10 protein-coding genes are annotated in these 18,301 nt (G+C 72.2%); 4 read left to right on the forward strand and 6 right to left on the reverse strand.

Features of this window, described 5'->3' with window-relative positions:
• Positions 1 to 74: 74 nt before the first annotated feature.
• Complete coding sequence (locus tag OHS71_RS14670) at positions 75 to 332, forward strand: mycoredoxin (RefSeq protein ID WP_328479823.1); 258 nt, start codon at positions 75 to 77, stop codon at positions 330 to 332.
• A 150-nt stretch (positions 333 to 482) separates the two neighbouring features.
• On the opposite strand, the gene nudC is transcribed toward OHS71_RS14670, so the two are convergent.
• The 5 genes from nudC to OHS71_RS14695 all read right to left on the reverse strand — a co-directional run bounded on the left by nudC (position 483) and on the right by OHS71_RS14695 (position 10,797).
• Positions 483 to 1,427, reverse strand: a complete 945-nt coding sequence (gene nudC / locus OHS71_RS14675; protein WP_328479824.1) for an NAD(+) diphosphatase — start codon at positions 1,425 to 1,427, stop codon at positions 483 to 485.
• Between the two features lie 152 nt (positions 1,428 to 1,579).
• Positions 1,580 to 2,992: a dipeptidase gene (locus OHS71_RS14680; protein WP_328479825.1), complete on the reverse strand. Its 1,413-nt coding sequence runs from the start codon at positions 2,990 to 2,992 to the stop codon at positions 1,580 to 1,582.
• 10 nt (positions 2,993 to 3,002) lie between these two features.
• Positions 3,003 to 6,665 (reverse strand): UvrD-helicase domain-containing protein, encoded by a 3,663-nt coding sequence (locus OHS71_RS14685; protein WP_328479826.1) that lies wholly within the window; start codon positions 6,663 to 6,665, stop codon positions 3,003 to 3,005.
• Positions 6,666 to 6,769: 104 nt separating this feature from the next.
• Entirely contained in the window at positions 6,770 to 10,099 is a 3,330-nt protein-coding gene (locus OHS71_RS14690; RefSeq protein WP_328479827.1) for an ATP-dependent helicase, read from the reverse strand.
• A 311-nt stretch (positions 10,100 to 10,410) separates the two neighbouring features.
• Positions 10,411 to 10,797: an MGMT family protein gene (locus tag OHS71_RS14695; protein ID WP_328479828.1), complete on the reverse strand. Its 387-nt coding sequence runs from the start codon at positions 10,795 to 10,797 to the stop codon at positions 10,411 to 10,413.
• Between the two features lie 186 nt (positions 10,798 to 10,983).
• Here OHS71_RS14695 and OHS71_RS14700 point away from each other — a divergent pair, with 186 nt between their 5' ends.
• The 3 genes from OHS71_RS14700 to OHS71_RS14710 all read left to right on the forward strand — a co-directional run bounded on the left by OHS71_RS14700 (position 10,984) and on the right by OHS71_RS14710 (position 16,996).
• Positions 10,984 to 13,671, forward strand: coding sequence for a lysylphosphatidylglycerol synthase domain-containing protein (locus OHS71_RS14700; RefSeq protein WP_328479829.1), 2,688 nt, complete (start codon positions 10,984 to 10,986; stop codon positions 13,669 to 13,671).
• Between the two features lie 75 nt (positions 13,672 to 13,746).
• Positions 13,747 to 15,291, forward strand: coding sequence for an alpha/beta hydrolase (locus tag OHS71_RS14705; RefSeq protein WP_328479830.1), 1,545 nt, complete (start codon positions 13,747 to 13,749; stop codon positions 15,289 to 15,291).
• A gap of 136 nt (positions 15,292 to 15,427) precedes the next feature.
• Positions 15,428 to 16,996 carry an alpha/beta hydrolase gene (locus tag OHS71_RS14710; protein ID WP_328479831.1) on the forward strand — a complete coding sequence of 523 codons (1,569 nt, stop codon included), beginning with the start codon at positions 15,428 to 15,430 and terminating at the stop codon, positions 16,994 to 16,996.
• A gap of 86 nt (positions 16,997 to 17,082) precedes the next feature.
• On the opposite strand, the gene moeZ is transcribed toward OHS71_RS14710, so the two are convergent.
• Positions 17,083 to 18,261: an adenylyltransferase/sulfurtransferase MoeZ gene (gene moeZ, locus OHS71_RS14715; protein WP_328479832.1), complete on the reverse strand. Its 1,179-nt coding sequence runs from the start codon at positions 18,259 to 18,261 to the stop codon at positions 17,083 to 17,085.
• Between the last annotated feature and the right edge of the window lie 40 nt (positions 18,262 to 18,301).

Here is an 18,301-nt window from a genome sequence, read left to right on the forward strand (position 1 = left end):
AATGGTGGCCCTTTCACGTACGTTCCCCTCCTGCGGCCACCTGTTCCCCGACCCGCCGAAGGAGCACAAGAGACATGCTGGGCACTGTGACGATGTACAGCACCACGTGGTGCGGCTACTGCCAGCGGCTGAAGAAGCAGCTCGACCGCGAGGGCATCGGATACACCGAGATCAACATCGAGCAGGACCCGGAGTCCGCGGCGTTCGTGGAGAAGGCGAATGGCGGAAACCAGACGGTCCCGACCGTTCGGGTAGTGCCCTCCTCGGGCGGCAACGAGGTCGTGATGACGAACCCGAGCCTTGCCCAGGTGAAGCAGGCTCTCGCGGTCTGACGCTCCCCAGCGCTGCGGCCCCCTCCGGTCATGGTCACCGCACGAACCACTTGCCGGCGCAGGTGAAGCAGAAGATCGGCGTGTGCGTGCAGCGGTAGCGCACCGGGCGGCCCCCGAGGTTTTCGGGGGCCGCCCTTTTCACGCCGTGGGTCAGGTGAAGCTGCGGGTGGGCAGCGGCTTGCCGTACCAGAGCTCGATCAGCCGGGCCGCGATGGAGATGCCGTAGGGGGGCAGCACCTCGCCGGACTCGAAGGCGGCGCCGAGTTCGTCGCGGGAGAACCAGCGGGCCTCGTGGATCTCGTCGCCGTCCACCTCGATGTCGGTGGACGTGGCGCGGGCCGTGAAGCCCAGCATGAGGCTGGACGGGAAGGGCCAGGGCTGGCTGGCGACGTAGTCGACCTGGCCGACGGTGATGCCGGCTTCCTCGAAGACCTCGCGGCGCACGGACTGCTCGATGGACTCACCGGGCTCGACGAAGCCGGCGAGGGTCGAGAAGCGTCCCTCCGGCCAGTGGACCTGGCGGCCTAGGAGGATGCGGTCCTCCTCGTCCGTGACCGCCATGATCACGGCGGGGTCGGTGCGCGGGTAGTGCTCGGCGCCGCAGGCGGGGCAGCGGCGGATGTGGCCGGCCGCGGCGATCACCGTGCGCTCGCCGCAGCGGGAGCAGAAGCGGTGCAGGCGCTGCCAGTTCTCCAGGGCGACCGCGTGGACCATCAGCCCCGTGTCGCGCGGCGACAGCAGCAGGCCGGCCTCGCGCAGTCCCGCCGGGCGGGCGGACTGGTCGATACGGCCGGGCAGCGCGTCCTTCTGGAGGGCGAAGTAGCTGACGCCGTCCTCGTCGGTGCCCAGGAAGTAACGGTGCGCCTCGGTGAGGGGCGCCTCGAACGACGGGGTCATGACGAGTTCGGTGTGGCCGTCGGAGGTCTCGTCGATGAGGACCTGACCGCCGGAGACGACGAAGCAACGCGTGGTGGGGTGGCTCCACGCGGCGGCGAGCCACGCCTCGTCGAGCCGGTGGTGGGCGGCCCGGTCGACACCGCTGGGCGCGGTGAGCGAGATGGGTCGATCGGCGTTCTGGTCGGTCCAGGTGGTCACGGGTACTTCCAACTCCCCCGGTGGAACGGTTGTTTCGGCGGGCGGTTCAGCGGGACGTACGGCAGAGGACCGGTTCCGGTGCGGTGTCGCGGTGCGGGGCGGCCTGTCCAGTGTGCCCCGCGCGCGTGTCCCGTCCGGACCGAGCGGGGGCGTCAGGGCGCACGGCGCCAGTTCTCGGAGAGGTCGCTCCAGAGGTACGCGGTGGTCTCGACGCCTTTCATCAGGAGATCCAGCTCGACCTTCTCGTTCGGCGCGTGCCAGCCGTCCGAGGGGACGGAGATGCCGAGGAAGAGCACCGGAGCGCCGAGGACTTCCTGAAGGTCGGCGGCGGGTCCGGAGCCGCCCTCCCGGGTGAAGCGGACAGGCCCCCCGAAGGCGCGGCCCATGGCGCGGGCCACGGACTGCAGGGCCGGGTGGTCGAGCGGGGTCAGGCACGGTCGTGTGGCCGGGCTGAACGTGATCTCGTGCCGGATGCCGGCGGGCAGCTGCTCGGCGGCCCAGGCGCGGACGGCCTTCTCCACGTGCTCGGGGTCCTGGCCGGCGACCAGCCGGAACGAGAGCTTCACGAAGGCCGAGGACGGGATGACCGTCTTGCTGCCGGGGCCCTGGTAGCCGCCGCCGATGCCGTTGACCTCGGCGGTGGGACGGGCCCAGACGCGCTCCAGGGTGGTGTGTCCGGCCTCGCCGTGCGTGGCGTGCGACCTGGCGGTGCGCAGCCACTGCTCCTCGTCGAACGGCAGCTCGGCGAAGAGCCGGCGCTCGCGGTCGGTCAGCTCGACGATGCCGTCGTAGAAGCCGGGAACCGCCACGCGCGCGTGCTCGTCGTGCAGGGCGGCGACGAGACGGGCGGCCGCGGTGGCCGGGTTGGGTACGGCGCCTCCGAAGGAGCCCGAGTGGATGTCCTGGTCGGGCCCGGAGAGCCGGATCTCGCACTCGGCGAGGCCGCGCATGCCGGTGCAGACGGTGGGGGTGTCCTCGGACCACATTCCGGTGTCGGAGACGATCACCGCGTCCGCGGCCAGCCGCCCCGCCCGCTCCTCGACCAGCGCGCGGAAGTTCGGGGAGCTGGACTCCTCCTCGCCCTCGATCAGCAGCTTGAGGCCGACGGCCGGCGTGCGGCGGCCGGTGGCGGCGAGGTGGGCGCGGATTCCGAGGGTGTGGAAGAAGACCTGGCCCTTGTCGTCGGCCGCGCCCCGCGCGTACAGGCGGTTGCCGCGGATCACGGGCTCGAAGGGGTCGGTGTCCCAGCCGTCCTCGCGAGCGGCGGGCTGCACGTCGTGATGTCCGTAGACGAGGACGGTGGGGGCCTGCGGATCGCCGGAGGGCCACTCCGCGTAGACGGCCGGCGCGCCCGGCGTCTGCCAGACCTCGACGGTGGGGAAGCCGGTCTCCTTGAGCTTGGCCGCGAGCCAGTCCGCGCTGCGCCGTACGTCGGGGGCGTGGTCGGGCTGCGCCGACACCGACGGGATGCGCAGCCACTCCGCGAGGTCGTCGAGGAAGGCGGCGCGGTGCTGCTCGATGTATGTGCGGACGGCGCTGACGGCACTGTCAACGGTATGGCTCATGGTCACGAGCCTATCGGCCCGCGCCGACATCCTCGCCGGGCCCTTGGGCGGCGTCCGCTCGCGCTGCCTCTGCGCCGTGCTCGTCCGCGGCGCTCGTTTCCCCGGTCAGCAGGCGCTCCAGGGCGGCACGGCCGGGCAGACCCGGCGGTCGTACGACCTCTCCGGTACGTACGTAGAGGAACGCCGCTGTGACGGATTCTACGGGCACACCCTGCTGCTCGGCCCAGGCGAGCCGGTAGAGGGCGAGCTGGAGGGGATCGGCGGTGCGGGCCCGGTGGGTCTTCCAGTCGACGATGTCGTAGGTGGCCGAGTCCGCGTCGCCCTCTTTGTAGACGGCGTCGATACGGCCCCGTACGACGCGACCGGCCAGGGCGAGCTGGAAGGGGGCCTCGACGCGGTAGGGCGTGCGGTGGGCGTACTCGGTGCGCTCGAAGGCTTCCTTGAGGGCTTCGAGGTCGCGCTCGTCGGCGATCTCGGCGTCCTGGCCGGGCAGCTCGTGCGGCTCGAGCAGGGGGAGCGTCAACTCCTCGAAGCGGGCCTCCACCCATGCGTGGAAGCGGGTGCCCCGGCGCGCGGCCGGTTGCGGGGGGCGTGGCATGGGACGTGCGAGCTCCTGCGCGAGGCCGTCCGGGTCGGCGGCGAGCCGCAGCACCTGCGAGGCGGTCAGGGTCGTGGGCAGGGGTACGTCGGTGACGCTGCGGCGGGTGCGCAGCAGTTCGCCGGCGAGCGCGTCGAGGTCACGGTCCCAGGAGGCGACGGCGCGGGCTTCCTCGGGGGTGAGGGAGGTCCGGCGCGGGCGGCTCGCCGCACGCCCGGGAGCCGTGGCCTGGTGGGGCACGGCGGGGCGGCCGGAGGACCACGGGCCCTGGCCGGCGGTGTCCTCCGGATGCGGGGGGCGGTCGAAGGGGACGTTCTCGTGGGGCACGTCCTCGTTCGGCACGTCTGTGTGGGGCGCGTCTGTGGGGGGCACGTCCTCGAAGCGCGTGTCCTCGAACGGATCGGACTCGCCGTACGGCGGCTCGTCGTCCGGGGGGCCGCCGTACCCGGGTTCGTCGTAGTGCGGCTCTTGGGCGAGTTCGTCCTCGTCCGGCGGTGGGGGCCAGTCCGGGTCGTCGTAGGTGTCCGGGTCGTGGGTGGCGTCCGAGTGGCCGTCCTGATGCGAGGCGACGTCGTCCAGGTGGGCGAGGACGGTCTCGGCGGCGGCCCGACGGCGGGCGAGGGCGTCGTCGTCCAGGGGGAGCGGCCAGACCTGGTCGGCCGTCGCCGCGTGCAGGACGGGGTTCTCCTCGTCCTCCTCCGGTTCGTCCGCCCAGACCTCGATCTCGCCGTGGCCGGCCGCGCAGTGCTCGTACAGCTCCTGGAGGAAGTCGGACGGGCCGCGGGGCTTCTTCTGGGTGGGGCCCCACCAGTGGCCGGAGCCCAGGAGCAGGGAGCGGGGGCGGGTGAAGGTGACGTAGCCGAGGCGGAGTTCCTCGGTGTGCTGGTGGTCCTTCATGGCCTCGTGGAAGGCCTTCATGCCCCGCGCGTCCCAGGAGCCGAGGTCGGGGAGGGTGGCTGCGTCACCGCGCAGTCCGTGCGGCAGCACCTTGGCCTGGGCGGTCCACTTCTCGCGGCCCTGGCTGCTGGGGAAGGTCCCGCTGACCAGGCCGGGGACGGCGACGACGTCCCACTCCAGGCCCTTGGACTTGTGGGCGGTGAGCACCTTGACGGTGTTCTCGCCGCCGGGGAGGGCGTTGTCGAGGCCCTTCTCGTACTGTGCGGCGGTGCGCAGGAAGCCGAGGAAGGCCAGCAGGCTCGCCTGGCTCTCGCTCGCGGCGAAGGAGGCGGCGATGTCGAGGAAGTTGGACAGCGTCTCGCGGCGCCGCGCGGCGAGGGCGTGGGGCGAAGCCGACAGTTCGACCTCGAGGCCGGTCACGGCGAGGACGCGGTGCAGGACGTCCATCAGGGGGTCGGCCAGGGACCGGCGCAGGTCGCGCAGTTCGGTGGCGAGTCGCGCGAACCGCACGCGCGCGTCCGGCGAGAAGGGCAGCCCGTCGTCGTCCCCGGTACCGCCGTCGCTGTAGAGGGGCGTCTCCAGGAAGGTGTCGAGGGCGTCCGCGAGCGATATCACCTCGGAGGGGTCGACCCCCTCGACGGCCTCGGCGAGGCGTCGGTCCCGGTCGTCGTCTGCGCCGCCGCGCGCGTGGCCGACGAGCAGCCGTGCCCGTCGGCCCAGGAGAGCGAGGTCGCGGGGGCCGATGCGCCAGCGCGGGCCGCTGAGCAGGCGGACCAGCGAGGCGTTGGCGCCGGGGTCCTGGAGGACCTCGCAGACGGCGACCAGGTCGGCGACCTCGGGCAGGTGCAGGAGGCCGGAGAGACCGACGACCTCGACGGGGACGTCCCGGGCGACCAGCGCGGCCTGGATCTGCGCGAAGTCGGTGGCCGTGCGGCACAGGACGGCGATCTCGCCGGGGGCCTTTCCGGTGCGCACGAGGTGGGCGACGGAGTCGGCGATCCAGTCCATCTCCTCGGCGTGGGTGTTCAGGAGGGCGCAGCGGACCGCTCCGTCGCGTTCGGCGCCGGGGGCAGGGCGCAGCGCCTCCACGCCCGCGTGCATGGCGCGCAGGGGCTCGGCGAGGCCGTTGGCGAGGTCCAGGAGGCGGCCGCCGCTGCGGCGGTTCTCGCTGAGCGACTGGCGTCGTGCCGTGCTTCCGTCGGCATGCGCGAAGTGTTCGGGGAAGTCGTCGAGGTTGGCGACGGAGGCGCCGCGCCAGCCGTAGATGGCCTGGCACGGGTCGCCGACGGCGGTCACGGGGTGCCCGGTGCCGCCGCCGAAGAGACCGGCCAGGAGGATGCGCTGGGCCACCGACGTGTCCTGGTACTCGTCGAGGAGGACCACCCGGAACTGCTCGCGCAGGATCGGGCCCACCTCCGGGACCTGGGCGAGCCGGGCTGCCAGGGCGATCTGGTCGCCGAAGTCGAGGAGGTCGCGCTCGCGCTTGGCTGTCCGGTAGCGCAGCACCAGGTCGGCCAGTTCGCGCCGGGCGGCGGCCGTCTCGGGCACCTTGCGCAGGTCCGCGTTGGTGAGCCTGGCGCCCTCCAGGCCGCTGAGCAGTGCGGCGTCCCACGCGCGCAGGTCCTCGGGGCGCACGAGGTGCTCGGCGAGTTCGGCGTCGAGTGCGAGGAGGTCGCTGATCAGGTCGGCGAAGGACCGGGTGAGCGACGGGTAGGGGCCGGGGGCCTCGCGCAGCACGCGCGCGGCGAGCTGGTAGCGGGTGGCGTCGGCGAGCAGACGGGACGTGGGCTCCAGGCCGATGCGCAGGCCGTGGTCGGTCAGGAGGCGGCCCGCGAAGGCGTGATAGGTGGAGATCACCGGCTCGCCCGGCGGGTTGTCCGGATCGATGACGTCGGGGTCGGTGACGCCTGCCCTGATCAGTGCCTTGCGGACGCGCTCGGCGAGTTCTCCGGCGGCCTTGTTGGTGAAGGTGAGGCCGAGGACCTGGTCGGGAGCGACCTGGCCGGTGCCGACCAGCCACACCACGCGTGCGGCCATCACCGTCGTCTTGCCCGACCCGGCTCCGGCCACGATCACCTGCGGGGCGGGCGGCGCGATGATGCAGGCCGTCTGCTCCGGGGTGAAGGGAATCCCGAGGAGCTCCTTGAGCTGCTCGGGATCACTGATACGGGCGGGCATGGGGAGAGGCTAGCGGCGGGCACCGACAGTCGATGACAAATCGCCTGCGAGGATCGAGAGAAGCGCAGGTCAGCGCGTGTGGTGCGGTCCGTCACACGGTTCTGTCACTCGACCACGTGCCGGCCCTCGGGCCGGGCGCTGCACGAGGCGCGGAATGCGCAGTGGGTGCACTGCTGGCCGGCGGTCGGGGTGAACCGCTCGTCGAGGACCTTGCCGGCCGCCGTGGCGAGCAGCTCACCGACCCACTCCCCCGCGGCGCCGCCGTCGAGGGCTTCCTGCGCCTGCACCTTGGGCAGGGTCTCGCCGCCGTCCCGCTTGGCGGCGCTCTGGCGCAGCTGGACGAGTTCGGCGCCGCCCGGTGCGGGCCGTACGCCGTCGAAGGCCTCGTCGACGGCGCCCTCGCGGACGGCCAGCTGGTACACGGCGAGCTGGGGGTGGCGCTCCATCTCGCGGGCGGTCGGCGCCTGTTTGCCGGTCTTGAAGTCGACGACGTAGGCGCGGCCTTCGGCGTCGGCCTCGACGCGGTCCATCTGGCCGCGGATGCGCACCTCGTACTCGCCCGCTTCGAGGGTGACGTCGAAGTCGTGCTCGCTGGCGACCGGTGTGCGGCCCGCGCGGTCCATCACGTGCCACTTCAGGAAGCGTTCGAGCGCCACACGCGCGTGCGTCTTCTCCTGCGTGGACTTCCACGGCGCGTCGAAGGCCAGCGCGTTCCACACGGAGTCAAGGCGCTCCATGAGGACGTCGAGGTCGGCCGGGGTGTGCCCGGAGGCCACTTCGTCGGCGAGGACGTGAACGACGTTGCCGAAGCCCTGGGCGACGGTGGCGGGGGCGTCGGCCTTCACCTCGCGGCCCAGGAACCACTGGAGGGCACAGGTGTTGGCGAGCTGGTCGAGGGCGCTGCCGGAGAGCACGACGGGCTGGTCGCGGTCGCGCAGCGGCACCTTGCTCTCGGTCGGCTCGAACATGCCCCACCAGCGGTACGGGTGGGCGGACGGCACCAGGGGCCTGCCGTCCTCGTCGGAGAGCGCGGCCAGCCGGGCCAGTCGGCGCGCGGCGGCCTCCCGGAGGGTCGCGGACGCGCGCGGGTCGACGGTCGTGGCGCGCAGTTCGGCGACCAGCGCGGAGACCGCGAGGGGGCGGCGCGGGCGGCCTGTGACGTCCTTGGGCTCGACACCGAGTTCGGTGAGGAAGCGGGAGGGCTGGTCGCCGTCGTCGGCGGGCGCCTTCACGGCGGTGACGACGAGACGCGCGCGTGCACGCGTGGTGGCGACGTAGAACAGGCGGCGTTCCTCGGCGAGGAGCGCCCCCGGGGTGAGCGGCTCGGCGAGTCCGTCGCGGCCGATGCGGTCCGCCTCCAGGAGTGAGCCCCGGCGGCGCAGGTCCGGCCACAGGCCCTCCTGGACGCCCGCCACGACGACCAGGCTCCATTCCAGGCCCTTGGCGCGGTGGGCGGTCATCAGGCGTACCGCGTCGGGGCGCACCGCACGCCGGGCGAGGGTGTCGGCTGCGATGTCCTCGGCCTCGATCTCGGCCAGGAAGTTCAGGGCGCCCCGGCCGCCGGTGCGCTCCTCCGCGCGCGCGGCCGTGGCGAACAGGGCGCACACGGCGTCGAGGTCCCGGTCGGCGTTGCGGCCGGCCGCGCCGCCGCGTCGGGCGGCCCGCTCCAGCCGTCCGGGCCAGGGTGTCCCGTCCCAGAGGGCCCACAGCGCCTCCTCTGCCGTACCGCCACGCGCGAGGCCCTCCCGGGCCTTCGCCAGCAGTGCGCCGAGGCGCTGGGCGCCGCGCGCGTACGTCGGATCGTGGGCGACCAGCCGCTCCGGCTCGGCCAGGGCTCGCGTGAGCAGCTCGTCGGAGGGCGGGGGCAGGGCGTTGCCCGCGGCGCGCTCCTCCTCGCGCAGGGCCCGTCCGAGGCGGCGCAGATCCGCGGCGTCCATGCCGGCGAGGGGGGAGGCGAGAAGGGTGAGGGCGGTCTCGGTGTCGAGCCAGCAGGGGCCCGGGTCAGCCTCGCTGGCCTCGCTTCCCGCCGGTGACGCGGCGGCCTCGGCCGTCGCCACTGCCCGCAGGGCCGTCAGCAGGGGGGCGACGGCCGGTTCATGGCGCAGGGGGAGGTCGTCGCCGTCGATGTCGAGGGGGACGCCTGCGGCGGTGAGGGCGCGGCGGACCGTCGGGATCGACCGGGAGCCGGCGCGTACCAGTACGGCCATCTCGCTCCAGGGCACGCCGTCCTCGAGGTGGGCGCGGCGCAGGATGTCGGCGACGTTGTCCAGCTCGGTGCCGGAGGTCGGGTACGTGTAGACCTCGAGGCGGCCGCCGTCGCGTGCCGCGGTCAGTTCGCGGTGGGCGCGGACCTTCTCGGCCGGGAGGCGGGTCAGCGGCATCCGCCGGGTGAGCAGCCGGGTGGCGGCCAGGAGGCCGGCGCCGGAGCGGCGTGAGGTGCGCAGGACCTCGACGGGGGCGGGACGGCCGTCGCGGCGGGGAAAGTCGTCGGGGAAGTCGAGGATGCCGTTCACGTCGGCGCCCCGGAAGGTGTAGATCGACTGGTCGGGGTCGCCGAAGGCGACGAGGGTGCGGCCGCCGCCGGCGAGGGCGTGGAGCAGCCGTACCTGGGACGGGTCGGTGTCCTGGTACTCGTCGACGAAGACGGCGTCGTACTGCGCGGCGAGCCGTTCGGCCGTCTCGGGGCGGTGGGCGAGGAGGACCGCGCGGTGGACGAGTTCGGCGTAGTCGATCACGCCGTGCAGGTCGAGCACGTCGAGGTACTCGGCGAGGAAGGCGGCGGCGGCGCGCCAGTCGGGGCGGCCGATGCGGTGCGCGAAGGCGTCCAGGGACGCGGGGTCGAGGCCCAGTTCGCGGCTGCGGGCGAGCACCGCGCGGACCTCGTCGGCGAAGCCGCGGGTGGTGAGGCAGGCGCGCAGTTCGTCCGGCCAGCGCACATGTGCGAGGCCGAGCCGTTGCAGGTCGAGCTGGCCGGCGAGCAGCTCGCGGACGGCCACGTCCTGCTCGGGGCCGGAGAGCAGCCGCAGCGGTTCCACGAAGAGGTCGGCGTCCTGGTGGGCGCGGACCAGGGCGTAGCAGTACGAGTGGAAGGTGGTCGCCTGGGGCGCGTGGGCGGCGCCCATGCGATGCGCCATCCGGTCCCGCAGCTCCACGGCGGCCTTGCGGCTGAAGGTGAGCACCAGGATGCGGGCGGGATCGCCGCCGCGGGCGACCCGGGCCGCCACGGACTCGACGAGTGTGGTGGTCTTCCCGGTGCCCGGTCCCGCGAGGACGAGCAGCGGACCGGCCGCGTGGTCAACCACGGAGCGCTGTGCGGCGTCCAGACCAGGGGGAACCACCCGCGTCGGCGGGGTACGCACCAGTCGGTAAGCGCCACGGTTCCCCTGTCGCCCCTGGGGGTGCGACAGGCGCCTGATGGAGGAAGAGGAGCTCACGTGGTTCGCCGGTCCTGGTGGGTGTACTGGTTGACGGAGCACCGCCCGGAAAGAGCGGTGATCACGGGATGAGGGGGACGCGTGCAGCCGACGCTACGCCGAGGAACAGTCCGGAAGGATGGCTTCTGCTTCATCTCTCCCGGCTCGCACGGCCCTCACGTCCCGCACGTCCCTCACCCCCCTCACGGCCCGCGCGCTACGCGCGTCTCTCGCCCCTCGAACGTACGCCATCGCGCGGACGTGCCCCCTTTGCGCCGTTTCCCCCGTACGGGCCACAAGCTCCCGCGAACCCCGTCCGATGGCGGAAGCTGTCAGGTGTGACCTTCCGCGCGTTCGCCGCCGTCCCACCGCGCTCGCTTCATGTCGAGGCGCGGCAGGTGTCCCCCGGCGGCCCTGCTCGCCTCCTTCAGGGGGGTGCCCTCGACCCGGTAGCGGTCCAGCGCCCGCAGCTCGTGCCCCGGGAGCAGCACTCCGTCCGCGCGCACCACACGCCACCACGGGACGGCGCCGCCATAGAGGGCCATCACCCGGCCGACCTGCCTCGGGCCGCCTTCGTCCAGCCACTCCGCGACGTCTCCGTACGTCATGACCCGTCCGGGCGGGATCAGCTCCGCGACCTCGAGGACCCGCTCGGCGTACTCCGGCAGCGCGTCCGTGTACTCCGGGCGGGCGTCGTCCGGCAGGCTCTGCTCGCTCATCCGCCCCATCCTGCCCCACGGCACCGACAATGCGACGGGCCCGCGACCCTGTGTGACCCTCGCCCCGGGGCTGCGCTTCAGGCAGACTGTGCGCCCCCGCGTCTGCACCCTGATGCCCCCGTGTGTCGGTGCGGCATGCCACCATCGTGCGGGCGGTGACCGGTGATACGAGACCAAGAAGAGACGATGAAGCAGCAGGGCGTGCATCCTGAGGGCGCGGAAGGCACCTCTGACGCTGCGTCGCGCCCGGACACCGCCGACGAGGCACGGGAAGAAGTGCACATCGACGAGGTCGAGGGCGACGAACCGCTGCTTCCCGCGCGCGTGCACCGCCCTTCCGACCTCATGCGACTGCTGGTCGGCGTGCTCGCCGTCGTCCTCCTGCTGGGCATCGCCGCCTTCGCCCACGGGACGACCTCGGGCCTCGAACAGGACATCAACAAGGGCACCGGACAGGCACCCGATCTCCTCATCAAGATCGCGGGTCTGGCGTCGAGCATCGCGATCCTGCTGGTGCCGGTCGCCTTCGCGATCGAGCGGCTGATCAAGCGGGACGGACTGCGCATCGCCGACGGCGTACTCGCCGCGGTCCTCGCCCACGGTGTGACGCTCGCCACCGACCTGTGGGTCGCCAAGGCCGCCCCGAACTCCATCCAGGAGGCGCTCACCCAGCCCTCCCCCGGCGACATCCACGCCCTCACCGACCCGGTGCACGGCTACCTGGCGCCCGTCATCGCCTATATGACGGCCGTCGGCATGTCCCGTCGGCCGCGCTGGCGCTCGGTTCTGTGGATCGTGCTGCTCCTCGACGCGTTCTCGATGCTCGTCACCGGCTACACGACACCGTTCTCGATCATCCTCACGGTGCTGATCGGCTGGACGGTGGCGTACGGGACGCTGTACGCGGTCGGCTCCCCGAACGTGCGCCCCACGGGACGGACGCTGATGGCGGGCCTGCGGCACGTCGGCTTCCGCCCGGTGAGCGCGGCCCGTGAGGAGACTCCGGACGCGGCGGAGAGCGACCGGGGCAGACGCTACTTCGTCACCCTGGAGAACGGCCCACCGCTGGACGTCACGGTGGTCGACCGGGAACAGCAGGCGCAGGGGTTCTTCTACCGCGCGTGGCGCAATCTGACCCTGCGCGGCTTCGCCACCCGCAGCAGTTTGCAGTCGCTGCGTCAGGCGCTCGAGCAGGAGGCGCTGCTCGCCTACGCGGCCATCGCGGCCGGCGCCAACGCGCCGAAACTGATCGCGACCTCGGAGCTCGGCCCCGACGCGGTGATACTCGTCTACGAGCACACCGGCGGCCGCACCCTCGACTCACTGGCCGACGACGAGATCACCGACGATCTGCTGCGCAACACCTGGCACCAGGTGCAGGCGCTCCAGTCGCGGCGCATCGCGCACCGCCGGCTCGCGGGTGACGCCATCCTGGTGGATCGTTCCGGCACGGTGATCCTCACCGATCTGCGCGGCGGCGAGATCGCGGCCGGCGACCTGCTGCTGCGTATGGACGTCGCCCAGTTGGTCACGACGCTCGGCCTGCGGGTGGGCGCCGAGCGTGCGGTGGCCTCCGCGGTGGGCGTGCTGGGACCGGACGCGGTCGCGGACTGTCTGCCGATGCTCCAGCCCATCGCGCTGACCCGCTCCACGCGCGCGACGCTGCGCCGGCTGGCACGCGAGCGTGCGCAGCGCGAGCGCGAGGCGGTCCTGGACGCCTCCCAGCAGGCCAAGCAGGCGCGGCTGGAGGCGGCAGGGCACGGCACCGCGCCCGTCGTGCTGGAGAAGCCGGACAAGAAGGCGGTGCGCGCGGAGGCGCGGGCCGAGAAGCGGGCCATCGACGACGCGCTGGAGGAAGCCCGCGAGGAGGATCTGCTGACGCAGATCCGGCACGAGGTGCTGCTGATCCGGCCCCAGGCGCCGGTCGAGCCGGCCCGCCTGGAGCGGGTGCGGCCGCGGACCCTGATGAGCTTCATCGCCGGTGCCATCGGCGCCTACTTCCTGCTGACGCAGCTCACCCACATCGAGTTCGGTCCGCTGGTCGCCCACGCCGAGTGGGGCTGGGTCGCCGCGGCCGTGCTGTTCTCCGCGGTGAGCTACGTGGCAGCGGCGATGAGCCTGCTGGGTTTCGTGCCGGAGCGGGTGCCGTTCCCGCGGACCGTGGCCGCCCAGGTCGCCGGATCGTTCGTGAAGATCGTGGCGCCCGCCGCGGTCGGCGGGGTCGCCCTCAACACGCGCTTCCTCCAGCGCGCGGGGGTGCGGCCCGGGCTCGCGGTGGCCAGCGTCGGCGCCTCGCAGCTGTTCGGGCTCGGCTGCCACATCCTGATGCTGCTGTCGTTCGGCTATCTGACCGGCACCGAGAAGACCCCGTCACTGTCGCCGTCCCGCACGGTCATCGCGGGCCTGCTCACGGTGGCGGTGCTCGTGCTCGTGGTGACCTCGGTGCCGTTCCTGCGCAAATTCGTCTCCACGCGCGTGAGGTCGCTGTTCGCCGGCGTCGTGCCGCGCATGCTCGACGTGCTCCAGCGGCCGCAGAAGCTGGTCACCGGCATCGGCGGCATGCTCCTGCTGACCGCCTGCTTCGTGATGTGCCTGGACGCGTCGATCCGCGCGTTCGGCGACGAGTCGACCTCCCTCAGCATCGCCAGCGTCGCTGTCGTCTTCCTCGCCGGCAACGCCCTCGGTTCGGCCGCCCCGACACCGGGCGGAGTGGGGGCCGTCGAGGCCACCCTGACGGTCGGTCTGATCGCGGTGGGACTGCCCAAGGAGGTCGCCGCTCCCGCCGTGCTCCTCTTCCGCCTGCTGACGCTGTGGCTGCCGGTGCTGCCGGGCTGGCTGGCCTTCAACCACCTCACCCGCAAGGGCGCCCTGTAACAGGGCACGGGCGCCCGTACCTCGTACGGCCCGCGGCCCCGCGCGCGTGCCCCGGCACAACCGCAGGATGGGCTCATGCCGAACCGCTCCCGGCTGCGCGCCGCCGCCGTGACCGCCACCGCCCTTCTGCTGTCCTGCGTGGCGGCGGGCTGCGGCGACGAGCCACGGGACGAGGACCTGACGGCGCAGCTACTGAGCTGGAAGGACTGCCCTGCCCCGGCCCGGTCGGAGGGCGGGGGCAGCGCCCCGTCCCCGCTGCCCGACGGCGACCGGTGGCAGTGCGCCACGATGAAGGCACCCCGGGACTGGGCCGACCCCGAGGGCGGCACGATCGGCATCGCGCTGATCCGGGCCGCCGCGAGCGGCGAAGGGAACGACCGGATCGGCTCGCTGATCTTCAACTTCGGTGGTCCCGGCGGCTCGGGCGTCTCCGCCCTTCCTGCCTTCGGTGACGAGTACACGGCCCTGCGCACCCGCTACGACCTGGTCAGCTTCGACCCGCGCGGGGTCGGCCGCAGCGCCGGCGTGCGCTGCGAGAACGACCGGCAGCTCGACGCGTACTTCCAGCAGGACAGCACTCCCGACGACGCAGCCGAGCGCACCGCGCTGCTGGACCACACCAAGGACTTCAACGCGGCCTGCGAGAAGAACTCCGCGAAGATGCTGCCGAACGTGCGGACCACGGACGCGGCCCGCGACATGGACCTGATGCGCCAGGTCCTCGGCGACGACAGGCTGTACTACTTCGGCGTCTCCTACGGAACCGAACTGGGCGGCGTCTACGCCCACTTGTTCCCCAGGCACGTGGGACGCGCCGTCTTCGACGCGGTCGTCGACCCGACCCAGACGTTCGAGCAGGGATCGCTCGCGCAGGCCAGGGGCTTCCAGCTCGCGCTCGACAACTTCGCCGAGGACTGCACCTCCCAGAGCCAGGACTGCCCCGTCGGGGACACCGCGCAGGACGTCGAGGACCGCGTCATCCGGCTCCTCGAGAGCCTCGACGGCAAGACGATCCCGGGCATCTTCCCGCGCCGGCTGACCCAGAGCGCCGCGACCAACGGCATCGTGCAGTCGCTGTACTCGAAGGACTTCTGGGAGTACCTCACCGAGGGCCTGGAACAGGCCTACGCCGGGGACGGCAAGATCCTGATGCTGCTCTCCGACCTGATGAACGGCCGTAACGAGAACGGCGAGTACAGCAACATCACGGCCGCCAACGTCTCCATCAACTGCGCCGACGACAGGCCGCGCTACTCCCTCGCCCAGGTGCAGCGCAAGCTGCCGGAGTTCCGGGCCGCCTCCGGCGTGTTCGGGGACTTCCTGGCCTGGGGCTTGGTCAGTTGCACCGACTGGCCCGTGCCCGGCGCCGCCGGCCATCCCGATGTGAGCGCCCCCGGGTCGGCGCCGATCCTCGTCGTCGGCAACACCGGCGACCCGGCGACCCCCTACGAGGGGGCCCGGAAGATGGTGGAGGCGCTGGGCCCCGGGGTCGGTGTCGAGCTGACGTACAAGGGGCAGGGTCACGGCGCCTACGGGAGCAAGAACACGTGCGTGCAGACGGCGGTGAACGGATATCTGCTCAACGGCAAGCTGCCGGCCGCAGGCGCCGTCTGCTCCTGACAGCGCCACGAATCCCAGAGAAACAGCAGGTCAAACAGTTATCCACAGGCCCCGACAGGTGCATCGTGCGCCGCCTAGTATGGCCCGACAGCCATTCGCCACCGAGTGCGGACGGCCTGCTGGGGGGAGGGCGCGCATGACGCGATTCGTACGGCGGACGGCGCTGGGAGCCGCCGCCGCGCTGCTGGTGGCGGGTTGCAGCGGCGGCGCGTCGGGCGGGGACGGCAAGGGCGGTACGGCCGACGCGCGGCCCCCGGCCGCCACGACCGGCACGACCGGTACGACCGGTACGACGGCCGCGTTGCCCGCCTCGCTGACCGGCCAGAAGCTCGACTGGGGGCGCTGCACGGCGACCGCGGACTCCGCCGCGCCGGGCGGCGACTGGCAGTGCGCGACGCTGAAGGCGCCGCTGGACTGGTCGAAGCCGGACGGCAGCACGATCGGCCTCGCCCTGGTGCGCTCCAGGTCCCGTGCCGACGGAAGCGACCGGATCGGCTCGCTGCTGTTCAACTTCGGCGGACCCGGCGGCTCGGGAGTGTCGACGCTTCCCTCCTACGGTTCCACGTACTCCTCGCTCCGCGAGCACTACGACCTGGTGAGCTGGGACCCGCGCGGGGTGGGCGCCAGCGAAGGCGTGCGCTGCCGCGACGACAAGGACATCCAGGCCGCCGAGTCCCTCGACTCCACCCCCGACACCCCGGCCGAGGAACAGGCGTACTTCAAGGACGCCACCGCGTTCGGCAAGGCCTGTGCGAAGGCGGCGGGCAAGCTGATGGCGCATGTGTCGACGACCGACACCGCCCGGGACATGGACCTGATGCGCCAGGTCCTCGGTGACGCGAAGACGCACTACTTCGGCATCTCCTACGGCACCGAACTGGGCGGCGTGTACGCCCACCTGTTCCCGAAGAACGTGGGTCGGCTGATTCTCGACGCGGTCGTCGACCCGAGCGCCGACGCGGTGGGCCACGCGCGCAACCAGGCACGCGGCTTCCAACGGGCACTCGACGACTATCTCGAGTCGACCGGCCAGGACCCCACGAAGGGCAGCAAGAAGATCGCGGATCTGCTGGACCGCATCGACAGCGACCCGCTGCCGACGTCGGACGGGCGGAAGCTGACGCAGACGCTCGCGGTTACCGGCATCGTCCTGCCGCTCTACAGCAAGCAGGGCTGGCCGAGCCTGACCAGCGCCCTGAAGTCGGCGCAGGACGGGGACGGCTCCGAACTGCTGACGCTCGCCGACGGCTACAACGAGCGGGACGCCTCGGGGCACTACGGCACGTCGGCCCACTCGCAACGGCTCATATCGTGCCTGGACGACAAGCAGCGGCCGACCGCCGAGGAGACGAAGAAGCTGCTGCCGGAGTTCGAGCGGATCTCGCCCGTGTTCGGGGACTTCCTGGGCTGGGACACGGCCGGCTGGTGCCACGACTGGCCGGTGGCCGGGCAGTACGCCACCCCGGAGGTGAGCGCGGCGGGTGCGGCGCCGGTCCTGCTGGTCGGCAACACCGGGGACCCGGCGACCCCGTACGAGGGCGCGCGGAAGATGGCGGACGAGCTCGGCAAGGGTGTCGGTGTGCTGCTCACGTGGAAGGGCGAGGGGCACGGCGCCTACCGCAGCGGGAGCGACTGCGTCGACTCGGCGGTGGACGCCTACCTGCTGAAGGGAACGGTGCCGAAGGACGGAAAGGTCTGCTCATGACGACGGCGGGGGCTTCGCGCACTCGTGGTGCGCGAAGCCCCCGCCGGTCGGACCGGGTGTCCCGACGGGCCGAGGGGACGGCCGGGTCAGTAGATCGGCTTGCTCGGTTCGATCTGGTTGACCCAGCCGATCACACCGCCGCCGACGTGCACGGCGTCCGCGAAGCCCGCGGACTTCAGCACCGCGAGGACTTCCGCACTGCGGACACCCGTCTTGCAGTGCAGGACGATCTTCTTGTCCTGGGGCAGGCTCTCCAGGGCGGTGCCGAGGAGGAACTCGTTCTTCGGGATCAGCCTGGCGCCCGGGATGGAGACGATCTCGTACTCGTTCTGCTCACGGACGTCGATGATCTCGATGCTCTCGCCGTCGTCGATCCACTCCTTGAGCTGCTTGGGAGTGATCGTCGAGCCGGCGGCCGCCGCCTGGGCCTCCTCGGAGACGACGCCGCAGAAGGCCTCGTAGTCGATGAGTTCGGTGACGGTCGGGTTCTCGCCGCAGACCGCGCAGTCGGGGTCCTTACGGACCTTGACCTGGCGGTACTGCATCTCCAGGGCGTCGTAGATCATGAGACGGCCGACCAGCGGCTCGCCGATTCCCGCGAGGAGCTTGATCGCCTCGTTGACCTGGATGGAGCCGATGGACGCGCACAGCACGCCCAGGACGCCGCCCTCGGCGCAGGAGGGGACCATGCCCGGCGGCGGGGGCTCCGGGTAGAGGCAGCGGTAGCAGGGACCGTGCTCGGACCAGAAGACGGACGCCTGGCCGTCGAAGCGGTAGATCGAGCCCCACACGTAGGGCTTGTTCAGCAGGACGCACGCGTCGTTGACCAGGTAGCGGGTCGCGAAGTTGTCCGTGCCGTCGACGATCAGGTCGTACTGGCTGAAGATGTCCATCACGTTCTCGGCTTCGAGCCGCTCTTCGTGCAGGACCACGTTCACGTACGGGTTGATGCCGAGGACGGAGTCACGGGCGGACGCGGCCTTGGAACGGCCGATGTCGGCCTGGCTGTGGATGATCTGCCGTTGCAGGTTCGACTCGTCGACCTCGTCGAACTCCACGATGCCGAGTGTGCCCACCCCCGCCGCGGCCAGGTACATCAGTGCCGGCGAGCCCAGGCCGCCGGCGCCCACACAGAGCACCTTGGCGTTCTTCAGCCGCTTCTGCCCGTCCATCCCGACATCGGGGATGATCAGGTGGCGGGAGTACCTGCGGACCTCGTCTACGGTGAGCTCAGAGGCTGGCTCGACCAGGGGTGGCAGCGACACGGGGACTCCGTTGGTCGGTCGATCACTACAGTTGTTCTCC

Origin of the sequence: Streptomyces sp. NBC_00377, from assembly GCF_036075115.1 — a bacterium.
GTDB lineage: Bacteria > Actinomycetota > Actinomycetes > Streptomycetales > Streptomycetaceae > Streptomyces.